This is a genomic window from Allobosea robiniae, from assembly GCF_900102525.1.
GTDB lineage: Bacteria > Pseudomonadota > Alphaproteobacteria > Rhizobiales > Beijerinckiaceae > Allobosea > Allobosea robiniae.
This window is the reverse complement of the sequence record NZ_FNBZ01000014.1, coordinates 18,344-36,444: the sequence shown is the minus strand read 5'-3', so window position 1 is coordinate 36,444 and position 18,101 is coordinate 18,344. Positions and strand designations below refer to the sequence as shown.

Genomic DNA, 18,101 nt, shown 5'->3' with positions numbered 1-18,101 from the left:
CAGGCCAACGGCATCGACGAGATGAGCCAGGCGGTGGCGCATCTCGACGAGATGACCCAGCAGAACGCGGCTTTGTCCGAGCAGAGCGCGGCCTCGGCCAACGCGCTCTCGGGCCGGATCGAGCAGCTCAACGGACTGGTCGCGACCTTCCGCACCGGGCGCGAGCCCACCAGCCAGGCGGCTTATGCGCAACCGGCCACGCCGGCCCGCGCGAAGGCGCCGATGCGGACCGCCAGGCCGGCTCCCGCCACCTCCGGCGAGCCGGAGCGGCTGCGCCAGCTGGCGGAGGCCGCCTTCGTCCAGTCACGTGCCCCCGCCCCGCGCAAGGTCGCCAATGGCGGCAGGGCCAACGATTCCGGATGGGAGGAGTTCTGAGGCCACCAAGCCTTCGAACATCTTCGAACACGACACGCGCGGCGCCCGAATGGGCGCCGTTGGCGTTTCGAGGAGAAATTTTTGCTCGCCGCCTCTTGTCGAGGCGCTTGATCGGCCTATCTTCGTGACAGGCGCCGGAGCTTTGCTCCATCACGACGCCGCCCTCGCACATTCAATCCGTGACGTTCCTCGGCCGACTCGCTGGAGTCGATCGATGCCGCACCGCTTGCTGACAGGTCCCGACGGGGATGTCTGCGACAAGCGGTTTCAGCCGTCACCACAACAGGGAGACGAAAACCATGCAGATCAGCCAGGTTCTTCAGGCTCTCGGCCAGTTCGCTTCCGGCCTCGCGCCGGTCAGCCGTTCCGTCCGCCCGCTCGAGATCGATTTCGACACTGCCGACGCCCTCGGCCCCTTCGAACAGGCCGCCATCGGCCAGTGGAAAACCGAGGACGGGTCGATCCTGATCGACCTCCGGCCCGATGGCCAGTTTCACAAGGCCAAGCCCGCCGCCGGCGCCAAGCATGTCGGCCGCTATGCGGTCGATCGCTCGAAGCTCTATTTCGAGGGCGAGACCGGCTGGGTCGCGCTCGGGAAGCTGAAGCGCGGTACGCTCAGCATCGGCGAGAAGCGCTTCCGCAAGGCCTGACGCGCCATTGCGAGCCACTCAAATAAAGCAGGGCCGCGCTTCCGGGGGGAGGCGCGGCCCTTTTCGTAACGGCGCGAGCCTCGTCAGTAGCCGACCGTGAAGCGACGGCGGCTATGAGCCGGCTTTTCCAGCTCATCGACCAGGGCGATCGCATAATCCTCCGCCGAGATCGAACTGTTGCCCTTGTTGTCGACCAGGAGCTGATCGGTCCCGAGGCGGAATTGTCCGGTGCGCTCGCCCGGCTGGATCAGGGCCGAAGGGGAGAGGAAGGTCCAGTCGAGGTCCTGGTCCTGCTTCAGCAAATCGAGGAAGACGCCGCCCTTCCGGGCTTCGTCGAGATAGATGGCGGGAAATTCCGGGGTGTCGAAGAGCTTCACGCCCGGCGCGACCTCGAGGCTGCCGGCACCGCCGACCACGAGATAGCGCTTCACGCCCGACTGCCGGACCGACGCGAGCAGGATTTGCGGGTCGCTGGCGGAGAAATGCACGGCGCTGATGACCGCATCGTGGCCGGCGAGGAGCTTGGCCAGCCCATCCTTGTCGAAGACATCACCCTTGACGATGGTGACGCCGGGCAGGCTTGCGACCTTTTCGGGATTGCGGACGACGGCGGTGACGGCGTGGCCGCGGGCGGAGAGTTCGGCCAGCAGGCGCGAACCAATGAATCCGCTGGCGCCGATCAATGCGACCTTCTTGACGACTTTCATGACAGGGGCTCCTTGTTATGGTATCCAATGGATACCTGCACTCCAATGGAACCTATCTGATCCTGCCGCGCCGCCCCGTAAAGAAGGCACTTTCACGCGACATGGTCACCTCCAGGAAACCGCCATGTTGAAACGCCCCGATCCTTTCCAGGCGCTCTGCCCGACCCGGCGCGTGCTCGACCGCATCGGCGATACCTGGGCCGTGCTGATCCTGATCGCGCTCGACGACGGCACCTTGCGTTTCAACGAACTCAGGCGCCGGATCGAGAACATCTCGCAGAAAATGCTGTCGCAGACGCTGAAGAGCCTGGAGCGCGACGGGCTGGTGCGGCGCGAGGTGTTCGCGACGGTGCCGGTGACCGTCGAGTACTCGCTGACCGAACTCGGGCGGACGCTGGCGCAGACGGTGAACCAGCTCACCCTCTGGGCGGAGGCGCATATCGGCGAGGTCGAGGCGGCCCAGCAGCGCTACGATCGCGGCGGAGCCTCGGTCTAGCCCGGATTCGGGAACGCTGGCGTTTCCACCGATTTCGTGTATATGCCCGGGCAACCGGCTTAACCAGTCGGCGGCGCGACCCCTCCGCGATGAGGCGGCTCGCGGGCTTCGGACCTTGCTGGACGACATCCCGGCCTGGCCCGCCAGATCAACCCGAACACGAGGATATCCCGATGTCGATCACGGCCGAGCGCAAGACCGCGCTCATCAAGGAACACGCCACCAAGCCGAACGATACCGGCTCGCCGGAAGTGCAGATCGCGATCCTGACGGAGCGCATCACTAACCTCACCGGTCACTTCAAGTCCCACAACAAGGACAACCACTCGCGCCGCGGCCTGCTCAAGCTGGTCTCGCAGCGCCGGTCCCTGCTGGACTACCTGAAGGGCAAGGAAGAGGCCCGCTACAAGACGCTGATCGAGAAGCTCGGCATCCGCCGCTGATCGAAAGCCGACGGTTTCCGCCCGGTGCGACCTGCTCCGGGCGGCTCCTTCTCAGGTGAGGCCGCCATGGGGCGAGCCGCCTGACTGCCGCGGCGGCCGCATGGGGCGGCCCTCCCGCGTGACCCGCCGGGCGCCCAAGACGTCCATGGCAGGATCGCCGAGCGCCCGGACGCGCAATCTCGCATGATCCGGGTGTTCCGCCGTCTTGCCCATGGGCCTGAAGGCACCGGACGGGTCAAAACCCGACCGAAAGATATAAATCCATGTTCGACATCCAAACCGAAGAACTGATCTGGGGCGGCCGCAAGCTCGTCCTCGAGACCGGCAAGGTCGCCCGCCAGGCCGATGGCGCCGTGCTCGCCACCTATGGCGAGACCGTCCTGCTCGCGACCGTCGTCTCGGCCAAGGAGCCGAAGCCGGGCTTCGACTTCTTCCCGCTGACCGTGAACTACCAGGAAAAGACCTTCGCGGCCGGCCGCATCCCCGGCGGCTATTTCAAGCGCGAGGGCCGTCCGAGCGAGAAGGAGACGCTGGTCTCCCGCCTGATCGACCGCCCGATCCGCCCGCTCTTCGTCGAAGGCTACAAGAACGACACCCAGGTCGTCGTCACCGTGCTCCAGCATGACCTGGAGAACGATCCCGACATCCTCGCGATGGTCGCGACCTCGGCTGCGCTCACCCTCTCCGGCGTGCCCTTCATGGGCCCGATCGGCGGCGCCCGCGTCGGCTATATCGACGGCGCCTACAAGCTCAACCCGACGATCGAGGAGATGAAGGACTCGGTTCTCGATCTCGTCGTCGCCGGCACGCAGGACGCCGTGCTGATGGTCGAGTCGGAGGCCAAGGAGCTTCCCGAGGACGTGATGCTCGGCGCCGTGATGTTCGGCCACAAGCATTTCCAGCCGGTGATCGACGCGATCATCCGCCTGGCCGAGAAGGCCGCCAAGGAGCCGCGCGACTATACCCCGGCCGACAACTCCGTCGTCCTGGACGCCGTCCTGAAGCTGGTCGACGCCGATCTGCGCGCCGCCTACAAGATCACCACCAAGGCTGAGCGCTACAAGGCGCTGGACGCCGCCAAGGCCAAGGTCGCCTCGCTGATCTCGGCCGAGCCGGACGGCAAGACCACCTTCACCAAGGAGCAGGTCGGCGGCCAGTTCAAGGAGGCCCAGGCCAAGGTCGTGCGCTGGACCATCCTCGACGACGGCACCCGCATCGACGGCCGTGACCTCAAGACGGTCCGCAAGATCGTCGCAGAGGCCGGCATGCTGCCGCGCACCCACGGCTCCGCCCTGTTCACTCGCGGCGAGACGCAGGCGCTGGTCGTGACCACGCTCGGCACCGGCGACGACGAGCAGTTCATCGACTCGCTGGAAGGCACCTACAAGGAAACCTTCCTGCTGCACTACAACTTCCCTCCCTACTCCGTCGGCGAGACCGGCCGCATGGGTTCGCCCGGCCGCCGCGAAATCGGCCATGGCAAGCTCGCCTGGCGCGCCATCCGTCCGATGCTGCCGGCGAAGTCGGAGTTCCCCTACACGATCCGCGTCGTCTCGGAGATCACCGAGTCGAACGGCTCCTCCTCGATGGCCACCGTCTGCGGCACCTCGCTGGCGCTGATGGATGCGGGCGTGCCGCTGAAGGCGCCGGTCGCGGGCATCGCGATGGGCCTCATCCTCGAGGGTGAGCGCTTTGCCGTGCTCTCCGACATCCTCGGCGACGAGGACCATCTCGGCGACATGGACTTCAAGGTCGCCGGCACCGCCGCGGGCATCACCTCGCTGCAGATGGACATCAAGATCGCCGGCATCACCGAGGAGATCATGAAGGTCGCCCTCGACCAGGCCAAGGGCGGTCGCGATCACATCCTCGGCGAGATGAACAAGGCGCTCTCCGCCTCGCGCAGCCAGCTCGGCGAGTTCGCGCCGCGCATCGAGACGATGAAGATCCCGGTCGACAAGATCCGTGAAGTCATCGGCTCCGGCGGCAAGGTCATCCGCGAGATCGTCGAGAAGACCGGCGCCAAGGTCAACATCGAGGACGACGGCACCATCAAGATCGCCTCGGCCGACGGCAAGTCGATCGAAGCCGCGATCAAGTGGATCAAGTCGATCGTCTCCGAGGCCGAAGTCGGCGTGATCTATGACGGCACCGTCGTCAAGATCATGGAGTTCGGCGCCTTCGTGAACTTCTTCGGCGCCAAGGACGGTCTCGTCCACATCTCCGAGCTCGCTGCCCAGCGCGTCCAGAAGGTCTCGGACGTCGTCAAGGAAGGCGACAAGGTCAAGGTCAAGTTCCTCGGCCAGGACGAGCGCGGCAAGATCCGCCTCTCGATGAAGGTCGTCGACCAGGCCACCGGCGAGGACCTCACCGAGAAGCTCAAGGCCCAGCGCGAGGCCGACAAGGCCCGCGAGAAGCAGGGCGCGGCCGAGTAATCGCTGCCCGCCAGCTTGTGTAAAACAGGACGCCCCGCATCGGATGATGCGGGGCGTTTTTCGTTCGCGCGGCATGTCCCGCCATGTTCGGGCAACGTCCTTGCTAGTCTTCCGTGAAAGCCGGAGTGCCTGCCGATGAAATCCTTCGCCGTTCCCGCCATTGGCGCTTCGTTGCGCTACCACGACATCGCCGGCGACGGCCCGGCCCTGCTCATGATCCATGGGCTTGGCTGCGCCTCCTCCTGCGATTATCCGACCGTCGCAGCCGATCCGGCCTTGCGGGGCCGTCGCATGCTGCTGATCGACCTGCTGGGCTCCGGCTTCAGCGATCGGCCGGAAGCGTTCGGCTATACGATCGTGGATCACGCCCGCTGCATCGTCGCGCTGGTCGATGCGCTGGAACTCCCCCGGGTCGATCTCTTCGGACACAGCATGGGCGGCGCCGTCGCCATTGCCGCAGCCGCGATACTGGGGCCGCGCCTTGGCAGACTCGTCGTCGGCGAACCCAATCTCGATCCGGGCGGCGGCCAGTTCAGCCGGGGCATCGCGGCGATCCCGGAAGCGGAGTATTGCGCCGGCGGCCAGGACGCGATCGTGCACGCAGCTCGAGCCGAGGGCAACGATATCTGGACAGCCTCGCTCGCCCGCAGCGCCGCCTATGCGGTGCAGCGGACAGCGCGTTCGCTGGTCGAGGGCAGCGACCCGACATGGCGGAGCACGCTCGTGTCACTGCCCGTGCCGCGCACGCTGATCATCGGCGAGCTGTCACTGCCCTATGACGATGCGGCGGGACTGCCCGAGGCAGGGGTCGAGATCGCTATCGTGCCGGGGGCCGGGCATTCCATCCCGTGGGACAACCCGGCCGGTCTCGCTGCCGCCATCGCGGCTGGCTTGTCTCTGGCGCAACATGCCGGGAGATGATGACGCGTCACTTACAATAGTCTAGACATATGCCGTTCCATGGAGACCGGCATGTCCGACCACCGCATCGCCTCGCTCGACGACCTCGCCCATGCCTACCCCAACCCGATGGCCCCAGCGTCGCTCTTCAAAGAGATCGATCATGTCGACGCGAACTACGCAGCGCTGATCGCCGCCTCGCCGTTTTTCGTGCTCGCGACGGTCGGTCCGGAGGGGCTGGATTGTTCGCCGCGCGGGGATCTGCCGGGCTTTGTCACGGTCCGGGACGCGAAAACGCTCCTGATTCCCGACCGAAAAGGCAATAACCGTCTGGATTCCTTGAAGAATATCCTGTTCGACGATCGAATCGGAATGCTCTTCCTAATCCCCGGCTGCGGCGAGACGCTGCGCGTGAACGGACGTGCGGAGATTTCCTGCGACCCTGAGTTGTTATCGCAGTTCGAGATGGCCGGGAAGCTGCCGGCGAGCGTGATGGTCGTCCATGTCGAGGCCGTCTACTTTCAGTGCTCCCGCGCGGTGGTGCGGGCAGAGCTCTGGAACCCGGAGCGGCAGGTCGACCGGCGCAACCTGCCCTCGCCCGGCACGATCCTGCGCGACATTACCGCGCGCAACGTCGCGGTCGAGACCTTCGACGGCCGGGCCTATGACGAGGCGCTGCCGGGCCGGGTCAAGGCGACGCTGTATTGAGAGGGTGTTGTCCCTCTCCCCTCATCTCGGGCTTGCCCGAGATGAGCAGCTCAGGGTGTCAAAGTCGGCAACAGCCGACTTTGATGAAGGAAGAACTCACAGCAACCCTTCGTTCCCGGCCAGCGTCTTCAGGCTGATATCCGGCCGGGCGCCGACATGCGAGATGATCTCGGCCGCTGCCAGCGCGCCGAGGCGAAGCGAATCGCGGGTCTCGCGGTTCGAGGTCAGGCCGTAGAGGAAGCCCGCAGCGAAGAGATCGCCGGCGCCGGTCGCGTCGACCACGCGCTCGATCGGGAAGACCGGCTCCTCGACGATGCCGTCCGGCGTCACCGCCAGTGCGCCCTTCTCGGAGCGGGTGACGACGGCAAGAATGTTCTCGGCACGCAGCGCTGCCAGCGCGGTGTCGAAATCCGCGGTCTCGTAGAGGCTCTTGAGCTCATGCTCGTTGGCGAAGACGAGATCGACCATGCGGTTGCGGATCAGCCCGACGAACTCGTCGCGATAGCGGTCGACGCAGAAGGAATCGGACAGGGTGATGGCGACGCGGCCACCGGCCTTGTGGGCGATCTCCGAGGCCTTGCGGAAGGCTTCCTTGGCCGCCGGCGGGTCCCAGAGATAGCCCTCGAGATAGACGATATCGGCGTTCTCGACGGCCCTGGCGTCGACATCGGCGACGGAGAGGCCCTGGCAGGCGCCGAGATAGGTGTTCATCGTGCGCTCGCCATCGGGTGTGACGATGATGAAGGAGCGTGCCGTGGCCGGGCCTTCCGTCGCATCGGCCGTGCCGAAGGCGACGCCAAGCGAGGTCAGGTCATGGCGATAGAGCTTGCCGAGCTCGTCGCCGCGGACCTTGCCGATGAAGGCGCCCTTGCCGCCGAAGGAGGCGAGGCCGGCGATGGTGTTCGCGGCCGAGCCACCCGAGATGATCCGGGCCGGGCCCATCGCAGCATAGAGCGACTCGGCACGCGGCTCGTCGATCAGCATCATCGCGCCCTTGGTCAGCTTCTGCGCGGCGAGGAAATCCTCCTCGGCCGAAGCGAGGACGTCGACGATGGCGTTGCCGAGGGCGAGGACGTCCGTGCGGGTCTGGGTCATGGCTCTAGCTCTGTCCGGAGGGCGCGGCCCGTCGGCCGATTGGGAAGATGCTGGCCCTGTCGCATCCGCATGCCGTGCGGTCAAGCCGGGCGCTCAGGCCGGATCGCGCCGGGCGGCGGCCTCGTCGAGCATGCCGGCGAGGCGGCGCAGATCGTCGCCCTCCAGCAGGCCGATCTCGCGCGCCAGCCGGTTGGCGAAGAGCGTCGCTTCGGGATCGAGGCCGGCTGTGTCGATGGTCACGCGCGGATGCGAGAGATCGGCGAGGCGGACGAGCTCGTCGGCCTCGTCCCAGATCACGCCGAGGAGATGGATCGCGCCCTGGATCAGCGTGAAGGTCGGGCGGCCGCGCTTGCCGTGTTCCAGCGCCGAGAGATAGGCCGGCGAGACGCCGAGACCCTCCGCCATCTGAGCGAGGGTCATGCCGCGCGCTTCCCGCAATTCGCGCACGCGCTGGCCGAAGGGCGTCACGGCCCGTGTTCCCGCAGGCGGCGCAGGCGGACATAGAGCGCGCCAGAGCCGCCATGGCGCTGCTCGGCCTCCTCGAAGCCCAGGACCAGCGTGCGCAATTCGGGCAGGCGCAGCCAATGCGGCACCATCCGGCGCAATACGCCCCGTTCGTCACCGAACAGGGCCGGCGCCAGGGCGCCCTTGCCGGTCACCACCAGGGCAATGCGGCAGCCGCGGCGCTGCTCGCGGCGCAGGAAGGCATGGAGCGCCAGATGCGCCTCGTCCTGCCGCATGCCGTGCAGGTCGATGGAGGCGTCGACGCTTTGCTGGCCACGGCGCAGTTGCGTGCGCAAACGCCGCTCGATCGGCGCCAAAGGCGGGGCGGCCGGAGACGCAGCTTTCACCGGCAACGCCGTCGCAACGGCGCGCATGGCGGCGTCTGTCGCTAAGGGAACTGCCTGTTCGGGAGCCGGCTCGGGCTCGACCGGCGCGCGGCCGGGCAAGGGCTTGACCGAGCGCGCGACCTGGCGCCAGAGCGCGATATCGGCCTCCGTCAGGGTCTTTCCGCGGCGCGCGCGCATCTCAGCGCGGCCAGAGCACGGTGAAGGCGACGGGATGGCGAATCAGGCCGGCGCGATGGCCCGCCGCTGCCCCCGAGCCGACGAAGAGATCCATGCGGGCCGGGCCGAGGATAGCAGAGCCGGTATCCTGCGCGATCATCAGGCGCGCGAGATGCTCGTCGCCGCCGACCCCGTCCGGGATCGTGGCGTCGATCCAGACCGGCACGCCATAGGGCCAGGCCGTACGATCGACCGCTATGCTGCGCATCGGCGTGAGCGGCAGGCCGGCGCCGCCGATCGGCCCGCTTTCGGCGGGAAGATCGCCGCGGCGGGCGAAGAAGACGAAGGATTTGTTCAGGCGGATCAGGTCGCGGGCAAAGCCGGCATCGGCTTTCAGCCGGGCGATCAGCCGGTCCATGGTCATCTGCTCGGGCGGGATCGATTCGCGCTGGCTGAGCACGCGCCCGAGCGAGGTGTAGGGATGGCCGTTGCGACCGGAATAGCTCAGCCGCGTGACGGACCCGTCCGGCAGGCGGACGCGACCGGAACCCTGCACCTGCAGGACGAAGCGATCGACGGGATCGCGCAGCCACATGATTTCGAGTCCCTGGCCGTCGAGCGCGCCGGTCTCGATCTCCGTGCGGTCCGGGAAGGGCTCGAAACCCTTTTTCGTGCGGCGCGCGGCCGAAAGCGCCTTGTCGAGGCCTGGCCAGTCATTCTCGGAGAAACGCGTCACCAGATCCTTCGGCCGGTCATAGAGCGGCGTCGGGAAGGCGTCGGAGCGGGTCAGAGAGCCTTCGAATTCCGGCTCGAAATAGCCGGTCGTAAAGCCGGTTTCGCCGCCTTCCGGCCGGATACGCCAGAACGAAAAGTTCTGCTCGAAGAAAGTCCTGGCCTGCTCGCGATCGACATTCCCGGCGGCAACCAGCGCCTTCGCCTTGTCGCAGACGGCGGTGAGCCGCTCGGGAAGCGGCACGCCCTGGCGCAACGGCGGATCGGCCATGCATCCCTCCGCGAAGATGGCGAAGGCCCTGGCATGATCGTCCTGCGTCCAGCCGGCGAGATCTGCTGGCGAAAGCGCCTCGGCGCGGGCTCCTTCGGGCAGCGGGGGCGACGAGGCCATGGCGGTCACGGGTGCAAGGGCCAGGATCGCGGAGAACGCCAGTGCGACACCGGCGCCGCCACGCTTCACGCCGCGGATTCGGTGGCCACGAGCAGCCAGTTGGGATCGCGGCTGCCGAGCTGGCGCGAGAAGGTCCAGATGTCGTTGACCTCCGAGACCTGCTCGGCGCTGCCATCGACGACCGCACCCTGCGCGTCGCGGGTGACGCTGATCAGTTGCGAGACAAAGGCGATCGTGACCTGGGCGGTCTTGCCCTTGACGTCCACGGCAGCGAGATCGGCCTTGTCGATCGAGACGAAATTCGATTCCGCCTTCTCGCCGCGCTTCTCGCGCTCGGAGATGGCCTGCTCGAAGCCGTCATAGACCTCCTTGGCGAGGAGACCCTTCAGCATCTTGCGGTCGCCGCGGGCGAAGGCGGTGACGATCGCCTCATAGGCCGCCTTGGCACCGCCGACGAATTCATGCGGATCGAAACCGGGCTCCTGGCGGATCACCGCCTCGATGCCGGCGCTGACGGGCGAATCCGGCGCGGCCAGGTCCTTCCAGCGCTCGGCCGCCGGCAGCTCCGGTGCGACCGGGTCGTTGGCGGCGCCCGGCAGGCGGATCACATTGTCGCGCTTGTCCGGTGCTTGCGCCTGATCGGGCCGCATCGGCGGCGTCTCGCGGCGGGCGAAAGGATCCTTGGGCTGCTCGTTGCCGGTCTTCTGGCCGAGCACGGAGCGCAGCTTCCAGGCCACGAAGACGGCGAGGACCAGGAAGACCAGAGTCTGCATGTCGAAGGAATTTTGCATCGAAAGCTGACCCGCGGCTCCCCGTTGTTACCCGGCCCATCCGCGTCCGCGCCGGGCCTTCACCTTCATATGGTGAGACTGGCTCGTAACATCCACCCCTCCGCTTGTGAAGGCGACTTCTTGTGCCGGCACGGCGTCCATGATAGCCGACGCGCGCGCCGCTCCATAGCATGGAGCGCAGTCCCGAGTGCCGGCAGAGGCGCGGGATTTCCCGAGACAGCCTGCCAGAACAAGATGGGACCGATGGCCAACGAACTCCCCAACGGCAATGGCGCCGGCGCCGAAGCGGCTCCGAGCCTGAACGCCCTGATCCAGTACACCAAGGACTTTTCCTTCGAGAACCCGAAGGCGCCGCGCTCGCTCGCCCAGCAGGAAGCCCAGCAGGGCCCCCAGATGTCGCTGCAGGTCAATGTCGGCTCGACCGCTCTCGCCGACGACGATTACGAGACCGTGCTGCGCCTCGAAGGCAAGGCCGAGCTCAAGGGCGAGACGCTGTTCGCCTTCGACCTGAGCTATGCCGGCGTGTTCCGCCTGCAGAACATCCCGCAGGAGCACATCCACCCCGTTCTGGTGATCGACTGCGCCCGCCTGCTCTTCCCCTTCGCCCGGCAGATCATCGCCGAGGCCGTGCAGAACGGCGGCTTCCCGCCCTTCTACGTGCCGCCGATCGACTTCGCGCAGCTCTTCCAGCAGCGCCTGCAGGAGCTCGAGGGCCAGCAGGGCACCGCGACCAACTGATCGGTCACGGTACCGAAAGACCTGACGGAAGGGCCCTCACGGGCCCTTTCTTCGTTTATTGCCGATGATTGTTGTCCTTGCAGGACAACGCCCCTCTCTCCATGTGCGTGGGATCGACGGCGGACGCCCCAACCGGGACGCCCGCCTTTTCCGTATCCGATGGAGACTTGATGGACGCCCTTCTGACGCTTGCCGCCGACCCCGCCGTATGGGCCGCGCTCGGGGCACTGATCGCCATGGAGGTCGTGCTCGGCATCGACAACCTGATCTTCATCTCGATCCTGACCAACAAGCTGCCGGAGCATCAGCGTTCGAAGGGCCGCAGGATCGGCATCGGCCTGGCGCTGATCATGCGCCTCGGCCTGCTTGGCACCGTCGCCTTCATCGTCAAACTCACCGCGCCGATCTTCACGGTCTTCGGCCAGGCCTTCTCCTGGCGCGATCTCATCCTGATCGCCGGCGGTCTCTTCCTGGTCTGGAAGGCGACGAAGGAAATCCATCACAAGGTCGATCCCGATCCGGAATCCGTCCTCGCGGAAGGCGGCACGCGCGCCGCGACGCTGGGCTTCGGCGCGGCGATCTTCCAGATCCTGATCCTCGACCTGGTGTTCTCGATCGACTCGATCATCACCGCCGTCGGCATGACCGAACATGTTCCGGTCATGGTCATCGCCGTCATCGTTGCGGTTTTGACGATGCTGCTCGCCGCCGATCCGCTGGCACGCTTCATCGACAGGAACCCGACGATCGTGATGCTGGCGCTGGGCTTCCTGCTGATGATCGGCGGCACGCTGATCGCCGAGGGCTTCGGCGTGCATGTGCCGAAGGGCTATATCTACGCCGCGATGGCCTTCTCGGCCTTGATCGAGGCGCTCAACATGCTGTCGCGCCGCAGGGCACGATAAGCCGCCCTGCACGAAAGGCGACGCGGCTTACTGGGCCGCGTCGTCCGTGATGCCGAGATAGCCCTTCCAGAGCGGCGCCTTCAGCGAGCCGAGGATGAAGGCCTCATGCGCCTTGAGCGCCTCTTCGCTGAGGCGCGGGGCCAGCGGGCGCTGCCGCTGCGGCTTCTCGACCGCCGCCATGGCGAGGCCCGGGCGGCCGGCCGAGGCCTCGACGCCGAGACCAAGCGAGGCCTGCTTGCCGCCGATCAGCTCGATATAGACCTCGGCCAGGATCTCGGAATCGAGCAGGGCGCCGTGCTTGGTGCGGCGGCCGTTGTCGATGCCATAACGCGAGCAGAGCGCGTCGAGGCTGTTCGAGGCGCCCGGATGCTTGCGACGCGCCATCGACAGGGTGTCGACCACGAAGCCCTGCTCGATCGGCGGCAGGCCGAGCCGTTTGAACTCCATGTTGATGAAGCCGACGTCGAAGGCCGCGTTATGGATCACCAGCTTGGCGCCAGCGATGAAGTCGGCGAATTCATCGGCCACCGCCGCAAAGACCGGCTTGTCCGAGAGGAATTCTTCTGAGAGGCCGTGGACGTTGAAGGCCTCGATCGGCATCGAGCGTTCGGGATTGATGTAGACGTGGAAGGTCCTGCCGCTCGGGCAGTGATTGAGCAGTTCGACGCAGCCGATCTCGACGATGCGGTCGCCGTTATTGGCTTCCACGCCGGTGGTTTCGGTATCGAGAACGATCTCGCGCATCGTTTCAGAACCTCGCTTGCGCACCGCGCCCGGGACGGCCGGCGAGCGCCATCAGGATAGAACCGACCTGCCGCTCGGCGGCCATCAGACCGTGCGACGTGTCCACAAGGAAATGGGCACGGCGACGTTTCTCCGCATCCGGCATCTGGCGCGACAGGATCGCGTCGAGCTTTTCCGCGGTCATGCCGGGGCGGGCCAGGACGCGCTGACGCTGGACTTCGGCGGGCGCCGTCACGACGAGGACGGCGTCGCAGCGCGCCTCGCCTCCGGTTTCCAGCAGGAGCGGCACGTCGATGATGGCGAGTTCCGCACCCTCCCGGCGGCAGCGGGTAAGGAAGGCCTCCTCCTCCTCACGCACCAGCGGATGGATGATCGCTTCGAGCCGGCGCAAGGCATCGGGCTTGCCGAGCACGGCCGCGCCCAGCTTTGCGCGATCGACCGCTCCATCGATCACCGTACCCGGGAATGCGGCTTCGATCGGCGCTGCGGCCCGGCCACGATGCAGTCGATGCACGGCCGCGTCGGCATCGTGCAGGGGTACGCCGCGCTGCACGAAGAGCTGCGCGGTCGTCGATTTTCCCATCCCGATCGAGCCTGTCAGGCCCAGCACGAAGGTCATGGCTGCTCCGGCGAATCAGGCCTTCAGGATATCGGCTTCGATGAGCGCACGAAGCGCCGGCGTCACCTGCGGCGTCACGCCGAACCAGCGGGCGAAGCCGGGCGCCGCCTGATGCAGCAGCATGCCAAGCCCATCAACGGGAACGCCGCCACGCCGTTCCGCCTCGGCCAGCAACGCGGTCTTCAAGGGGACATAGACGATATCGTCGACGATGGTTCCCGGCCGTAAAGCGGCGAGATCGATTTCCAGCGATGGTTTGCCCTGCATGCCGAGGGCCGTCGTGTTGACGATGAGATCGGCCTCGCCGACGAGGCGGTCGCGCTTCGCCCAATCGCCCGCCTCCAGAGGATCACCAAGAGCGGCGACCAGTTCGGCCGCGCGTTCGGGGCTGCGGTTGACGACAAGAATGCGCGCGACCCCGCGTGCCTTCAGGCCGTAGCAGATACCGCGTGCCGCGCCGCCGGCGCCAAGGACGAGCGCCGTGCCGACCCGCCCCTGCCAGCCGGGCACCGTCGCATCGAGATGGGCGAGGAAGCCGCCGACATCGCTGTTGTCGGCGATGATCCGGCCGCCTTCGCGCCAGAGCGTGTTGACCGCGCCGACGGCCCGACCGGCATCGCTGATCTCATCGACCAGCGCCATCACCGCTTCCTTGTGGGGCACGGTGACATTGCCGCCAGCGAATTCGCCCTCGCGCAGGCGGGAGATGAAGGCCGGAAGATCGACCGGCGCGACATCGATCCGCTCATAGGAACCGGTAAGCCGATGCTCGCGCAGCCATTCGCCATGGATCAGGGGCGAGCGCGAATGGGCGATGGGATGTCCGATGACGAAGCAGCGAGGCGGCATGAAAGAAGTCCGTTAACCGGCGAGGCAATCGAGATCGCGCAGCGACGCGAGCACCGCAAGCAGCGGCAGGCCGAGAATGGTGAAATGGTCGCCCTCGACCTTGTCGAAGAGCTGGGCGCCGGGCCCTTCGAGCTGATAGCCGCCGACGCTGGACAGGGCGGCCGAACCGGCAACGGCCAGATAGCGCGCGATGAAATCAGGCTGGAGCGTGCGCATGGTCAGGCGTGCGGCCTCGAGGCCTTCGGCCAGCGGCGCGCCGTCTCGCGCGATGACGAAGGCTGAATGGAGCTCATGGCTCCGGCCGGAGAGCGCTGCAATCTGGCGTGCCGCCCCGGCGAGATCCGCAGGCTTGTGAAAGGCGATGCCACCGCAGGTCAGGGTCTGGTCGGCGGCCAGCACGAGGCGGCCGGGGCGGTCGCGGGAGACAGCCAGCGCCTTGGCGCAGGCGAGAGCGGCCGCAACCTGATCCGCCGGCACGCCGCGATCGACCAGGGGCTTCTCGACGGCGCGCTCGTCGATCTCCGGCTTCACCACCTCGACCGGGATGCCGACGGCCAGCAGCATGTCGCGCCGGGTCGCGCTGCCGGAGGCGAGAATCAGCGGCTCGGGATCGAGCCAAAGGGTGGTCGATGCGCTCATGTCGCGATGAACTTCATGCGGTGGTCGCGAAGCAGGTCGAGAATCGAGGCCGCGGTTTCCTCGATCGAACGACGGGTCACGTCGATCACCGGCCAGCCCTTGCGGGCGCAGAGACGGCGCGATTGCGTGACCTCATCGGCGACGGCTGTGGGATCGACATAGGAGGTATCGTCATCGGCGCGCAGCGAGAGCAGGCGGTTCTGGCGGATCTGGACGATGCGATCGGCGCTGGCGATGAGGCCGACGATCAGAGGCTTGCGCGCGCTTTCCAGTTCCGGCGGCAGCGGGATATTCGGCACCAGCGGGATGTTGGCGGTCTTGATGCCGCGATTGGCGAGATAGATGCTCGTCGGCGTCTTAGAGGTCCGGCTGATGCCGACCAGGATGACGTCGGCATTGTCGAGATCGCCGCCCATCTGCCCGTCATCATGCAGCAGCGTGTAGTTCATCGCGTCGATGCGTCGGAAATATTCGGTGTTGAGCACATGCTGCGCGCCCGGCTTCGGCGCCGATGCCTGGCCGAGATAGGACTGGAACAGCGAGAGCACGGGCTGCAGCACCGACAGGCAGGGACAGCCGAGCTCGCGGCAGAAATTCTCCAGTTTCTCCTGCCATTCCGGCTCGACCAGCGTGTAGAGCACGACGCCGGGCGAGGCCTCGATCTCGGCGAGGACGCGGGCAAGCTGCGCCTCGGAGCGAACCAGCGGGTAGACATGCTCGATCGCCGAGACGGTTTCATATTGCGCGGCAGCGGCCCGGCTGACGGCGATCAGCGTCTCGCCGGTCGCATCCGACACCAGATGCAGATGGAAATAATTGCGGACCACGGCATCCCCCGGCCTGAAGCGTGATTATCCTCTAGCGCGCTTTGAGCGCGACCGGAATCACCGCGACGAGAATTGACGCAGCTGGCGTTTCCCTCCCGCGGTTTCGGAACGACCGGGTTATCCCGGGCCGTGGGGAGCAGTGTGGACAACCGAACAGGAAACGCAGGCCGAGTGGCGGCTCTGTATAACCCGCCCTAACCATCAACAGCCGCCCGGCTGTGAATGGTAAACAAAGTGTTTCACGTGAATCATTTTGGAAGACGGCGAGCTGCCCGCCGAATTCAATTCGTTAATAAAGCCTTAACCGGTGACCGAGGCCCCGCGCGGCCCGCGACTCGCTGTCCCAGTGGCTGTGGATCGGTTGTGGACAGAATTGCGGCGGGCTATCTCCCTGCCTCCAAGAGTCAAAACAAAAGATTCTCTCTAGGAATCTTATTTAAGAAATAGCGGGATGGATGGCCCGTCAGGCATGACGACACGCGAGACCCCTGCCCTGATCCGTGTGCTCGGCGGTGAAAGCCTGCCGACCCCTCCGGTCTGGCTGATGCGCCAGGCCGGGCGTTATCTGCCGGAATACCGCGAGCTCAGGGCCAAGGCCGGCAGCTTTCTCTCGCTTTGCTACGATCCCGAGCTGGCCGCCGAGGTGACGCTCCAGCCGATCCGGCGCTTCGGCTTCGATGCCGCGATCCTGTTCGCGGATATCCTTCTCGTGCCGCAGGCGCTCGGCCAGAAGCTCTGGTTTGCCGAGGGCGAAGGACCGCGGCTTGAACCCGTGGCCGACGCGACCCGCCTGGCGGAGATCGATCGCGTCGTGGATCAGGCCAAGCTGGATTCGATCCCGGAGACCGTTCGCCGGGTCCGGGCTGCCCTGCCCCGCGAGACCGGCTTCATCGGCTTCTGCGGCGCGCCCTGGACCGTGGCGACCTATATGGTCGCCGGTCGAGGAACACCGGATCAAGCGCCGGCGAAGGAGCTTTTCGAACGCGACCCAGCCCTGTTTCAGGCGATCATCGACCGGATCGTGACCTCGTCCATCGCTTATCTGAACGCGCAAATCGCGGCGGGCGTCGATGCCGTCCAGATCTTCGACAGCTGGGCGGGTGCGCTCGGGCCGGAGGATTTCAGGCGCTGGTGCATCGCGCCGACGCGACGGATCGTCGATGGCGTGCGCGCCATGCATCCGCAGGCGCGGATCATCGGCTTTCCGCGCGGGGCCGGGCACCTGATCCCGGACTATATCGCAGGCACGGGCGTCGACGCCGTCGGCCTCGAAACCGATATCGACCGGACCTTTGCCCGGAATGAGATCCAGTCCAGGGTTCCGGTGCAGGGCCATCTCGATCCGCTGGTGCTACGCGCCGGGGGTGACGCGCTGGAGCGGGAGGTGGATGCCATCCTGACAGCCTTCGGCGATCGGCCCTTCATCTTCAATCTCGGCCACGGCATTCTGCCGGACACGCCGATCGCGCATGTCGAGCGCTTGCTGAAACGGGTACGGGGCTGAGGGCTCAGGCAATGTACGAGTGGATCAAGGCTTTTCATGTCATGGCCGTCATCTCCTGGATGGCCGGCATGCTCTATCTGCCAAGGCTGATGGTCTATCACGCGGAGGCGCAGACCGGCTCGATCCAGTCCGAGACCTTCAAGATCATGGAGCGCCGGCTGCTCAAGGGCATCATCAACCCGGCGATGATCGCCACCTGGGTGCTGGGCCTCTACCTGGCTTGGTCCGCCTTCGGCTTCAAGGGCGGCTGGCTGCACGGCAAGCTGCTGCTCGTCTTCATCCTCTCCGGCATCCATGGCATGCTGGTGAAGCACGTGCGTAACTTCGCGAACGACAGCAATGTGAAGTCGCCGCGCTATTTCCGCATTCTCAACGAGATCCCGGCGCTGCTGATGGTCGGCATCGTCATTCTCGTCATCGTGAAGCCGTTCTGAGGCCTTCTGCGCTTTCCTGCTTGAGCCCCGGGCCGATTCCCGCTATCAGGACGCTGCGCTTCTCCAGCGTCCTCCCTTGTTGTCGACTGTTCATGAGCCGCCTGCCTTAGCA

Annotated in this window: 21 protein-coding genes and 1 pseudogene; 11 read left to right on the top strand and 11 right to left on the bottom strand. The window is 66.3% G+C overall.

Annotation, left to right across the window (positions count from 1 at the left end; all coding sequences use genetic code 11):
* Positions 1-375, top strand: a pseudogene (locus tag BLQ70_RS25765) (hypothetical protein); the annotation flags it as partial.
* A gap of 299 nt (positions 376-674) precedes the next feature.
* Positions 675-1,025, top strand: a complete 351-nt coding sequence (locus BLQ70_RS24740; RefSeq protein WP_061966648.1) for an Atu4866 domain-containing protein — start codon at positions 675-677, stop codon at positions 1,023-1,025.
* Between the two features lie 83 nt (positions 1,026-1,108).
* Here the strand turns inward: BLQ70_RS24740 and BLQ70_RS24735 are convergent, their stop codons facing one another.
* Complete coding sequence (locus tag BLQ70_RS24735; RefSeq protein WP_091862828.1) at positions 1,109-1,732, bottom strand: NAD(P)-dependent oxidoreductase; 624 nt, start codon at positions 1,730-1,732, stop codon at positions 1,109-1,111.
* Positions 1,733-1,856: 124 nt separating this feature from the next.
* On the opposite strand from BLQ70_RS24735, the gene BLQ70_RS24730 reads away from it, so the two are divergent.
* The 5 genes from BLQ70_RS24730 (at position 1,857) to BLQ70_RS24710 (ending at position 6,714) form a co-directional block, all read left to right on the top strand.
* Positions 1,857-2,228, top strand: a complete 372-nt coding sequence (locus tag BLQ70_RS24730; protein ID WP_210184352.1) for a winged helix-turn-helix transcriptional regulator — start codon at positions 1,857-1,859, stop codon at positions 2,226-2,228.
* Between the two features lie 173 nt (positions 2,229-2,401).
* Entirely contained in the window at positions 2,402-2,671 is a 270-nt protein-coding gene (rpsO, locus tag BLQ70_RS24725) for a 30S ribosomal protein S15 (RefSeq protein ID WP_061966650.1), read from the top strand.
* Between the two features lie 263 nt (positions 2,672-2,934).
* On the top strand, positions 2,935-5,106 hold the full coding sequence (gene pnp, locus BLQ70_RS24720) for a polyribonucleotide nucleotidyltransferase (RefSeq protein ID WP_091862825.1): 2,172 nt from the start codon (positions 2,935-2,937) through the stop codon (positions 5,104-5,106).
* 135 nt (positions 5,107-5,241) lie between these two features.
* The gene (locus tag BLQ70_RS24715; protein ID WP_091862820.1) at positions 5,242-6,027 is read left to right on the top strand and encodes an alpha/beta fold hydrolase; all 786 of its coding nucleotides are present in this window, start codon (positions 5,242-5,244) and stop codon (positions 6,025-6,027) included.
* A gap of 51 nt (positions 6,028-6,078) precedes the next feature.
* Positions 6,079-6,714, top strand: a complete 636-nt coding sequence (locus BLQ70_RS24710) for a pyridoxamine 5'-phosphate oxidase family protein (protein WP_061966653.1) — start codon at positions 6,079-6,081, stop codon at positions 6,712-6,714.
* A 96-nt stretch (positions 6,715-6,810) separates the two neighbouring features.
* Here the strand turns inward: BLQ70_RS24710 and BLQ70_RS24705 are convergent, their stop codons facing one another.
* The 5 genes from BLQ70_RS24705 to BLQ70_RS24685 all read right to left on the bottom strand — a co-directional run bounded on the left by BLQ70_RS24705 (position 6,811) and on the right by BLQ70_RS24685 (position 10,730).
* On the bottom strand, positions 6,811-7,809 hold the full coding sequence (locus BLQ70_RS24705; RefSeq protein WP_091862817.1) for an adenosine kinase: 999 nt from the start codon (positions 7,807-7,809) through the stop codon (positions 6,811-6,813).
* 93 nt (positions 7,810-7,902) lie between these two features.
* Positions 7,903-8,277, bottom strand: a complete 375-nt coding sequence (locus BLQ70_RS24700) for a helix-turn-helix domain-containing protein (RefSeq protein WP_091862814.1) — start codon at positions 8,275-8,277, stop codon at positions 7,903-7,905.
* Positions 8,274-8,837, bottom strand: coding sequence for a Smr/MutS family protein (locus BLQ70_RS24695; protein ID WP_091862811.1), 564 nt, complete (start codon positions 8,835-8,837; stop codon positions 8,274-8,276). The genes BLQ70_RS24700 and BLQ70_RS24695 overlap by 4 nt, the downstream gene beginning before the upstream one ends.
* A 1-nt stretch (position 8,838) precedes the next feature.
* On the bottom strand, positions 8,839-10,008 hold the full coding sequence (mltA, locus tag BLQ70_RS24690) for a murein transglycosylase A (protein ID WP_091862808.1): 1,170 nt from the start codon (positions 10,006-10,008) through the stop codon (positions 8,839-8,841).
* Positions 10,005-10,730 (bottom strand): Tim44/TimA family putative adaptor protein, encoded by a 726-nt coding sequence (locus BLQ70_RS24685; protein ID WP_091862805.1) that lies wholly within the window; start codon positions 10,728-10,730, stop codon positions 10,005-10,007. The genes mltA and BLQ70_RS24685 overlap by 4 nt, the downstream gene beginning before the upstream one ends.
* Positions 10,731-10,973: 243 nt before the next feature.
* Here BLQ70_RS24685 and secB point away from each other — a divergent pair, with 243 nt between their 5' ends.
* Both secB and BLQ70_RS24675 read left to right on the top strand, forming a co-directional pair.
* Positions 10,974-11,468 carry a protein-export chaperone SecB gene (gene secB, locus BLQ70_RS24680; protein ID WP_061966659.1) on the top strand — a complete coding sequence of 165 codons (495 nt, stop codon included), beginning with the start codon at positions 10,974-10,976 and terminating at the stop codon, positions 11,466-11,468.
* Between the two features lie 170 nt (positions 11,469-11,638).
* Positions 11,639-12,373, top strand: a complete 735-nt coding sequence (locus tag BLQ70_RS24675) for a TerC family protein (protein ID WP_091862802.1) — start codon at positions 11,639-11,641, stop codon at positions 12,371-12,373.
* Positions 12,374-12,400: 27 nt separating this feature from the next.
* Here the strand turns inward: BLQ70_RS24675 and dnaQ are convergent, their stop codons facing one another.
* Genes dnaQ through BLQ70_RS24650 form a run of 5 tightly spaced genes read right to left on the bottom strand, consistent with a single transcriptional unit; the run spans position 12,401 to position 16,051 of the window.
* Positions 12,401-13,117, bottom strand: a complete 717-nt coding sequence (gene dnaQ, locus BLQ70_RS24670; RefSeq protein WP_091862799.1) for a DNA polymerase III subunit epsilon — start codon at positions 13,115-13,117, stop codon at positions 12,401-12,403.
* Between the two features lie 4 nt (positions 13,118-13,121).
* On the bottom strand, positions 13,122-13,736 hold the full coding sequence (gene coaE / locus BLQ70_RS24665) for a dephospho-CoA kinase (protein ID WP_091862796.1): 615 nt from the start codon (positions 13,734-13,736) through the stop codon (positions 13,122-13,124).
* A gap of 15 nt (positions 13,737-13,751) precedes the next feature.
* On the bottom strand, positions 13,752-14,585 hold the full coding sequence (locus BLQ70_RS24660; protein WP_091862793.1) for a shikimate dehydrogenase: 834 nt from the start codon (positions 14,583-14,585) through the stop codon (positions 13,752-13,754).
* Between the two features lie 12 nt (positions 14,586-14,597).
* Positions 14,598-15,224 carry a Maf family protein gene (locus tag BLQ70_RS24655; RefSeq protein WP_091862790.1) on the bottom strand — a complete coding sequence of 209 codons (627 nt, stop codon included), beginning with the start codon at positions 15,222-15,224 and terminating at the stop codon, positions 14,598-14,600.
* Positions 15,221-16,051 (bottom strand): pyruvate, water dikinase regulatory protein, encoded by an 831-nt coding sequence (locus BLQ70_RS24650; RefSeq protein ID WP_061966665.1) that lies wholly within the window; start codon positions 16,049-16,051, stop codon positions 15,221-15,223. The genes BLQ70_RS24655 and BLQ70_RS24650 overlap by 4 nt, the downstream gene beginning before the upstream one ends.
* A gap of 469 nt (positions 16,052-16,520) precedes the next feature.
* On the opposite strand from BLQ70_RS24650, the gene hemE reads away from it, so the two are divergent.
* Together hemE and hemJ are read left to right on the top strand one after the other, a co-directional pair.
* Entirely contained in the window at positions 16,521-17,555 is a 1,035-nt protein-coding gene (gene hemE, locus BLQ70_RS24645) for a uroporphyrinogen decarboxylase (RefSeq protein WP_091862787.1), read from the top strand.
* Positions 17,552-17,989 carry a protoporphyrinogen oxidase HemJ gene (gene hemJ, locus BLQ70_RS24640; RefSeq protein WP_244512149.1) on the top strand — a complete coding sequence of 146 codons (438 nt, stop codon included), beginning with the start codon at positions 17,552-17,554 and terminating at the stop codon, positions 17,987-17,989. Before hemE ends, hemJ begins: the two co-directional genes overlap by 4 nt.
* Positions 17,990-18,101: the final 112 nt, after the last annotated feature.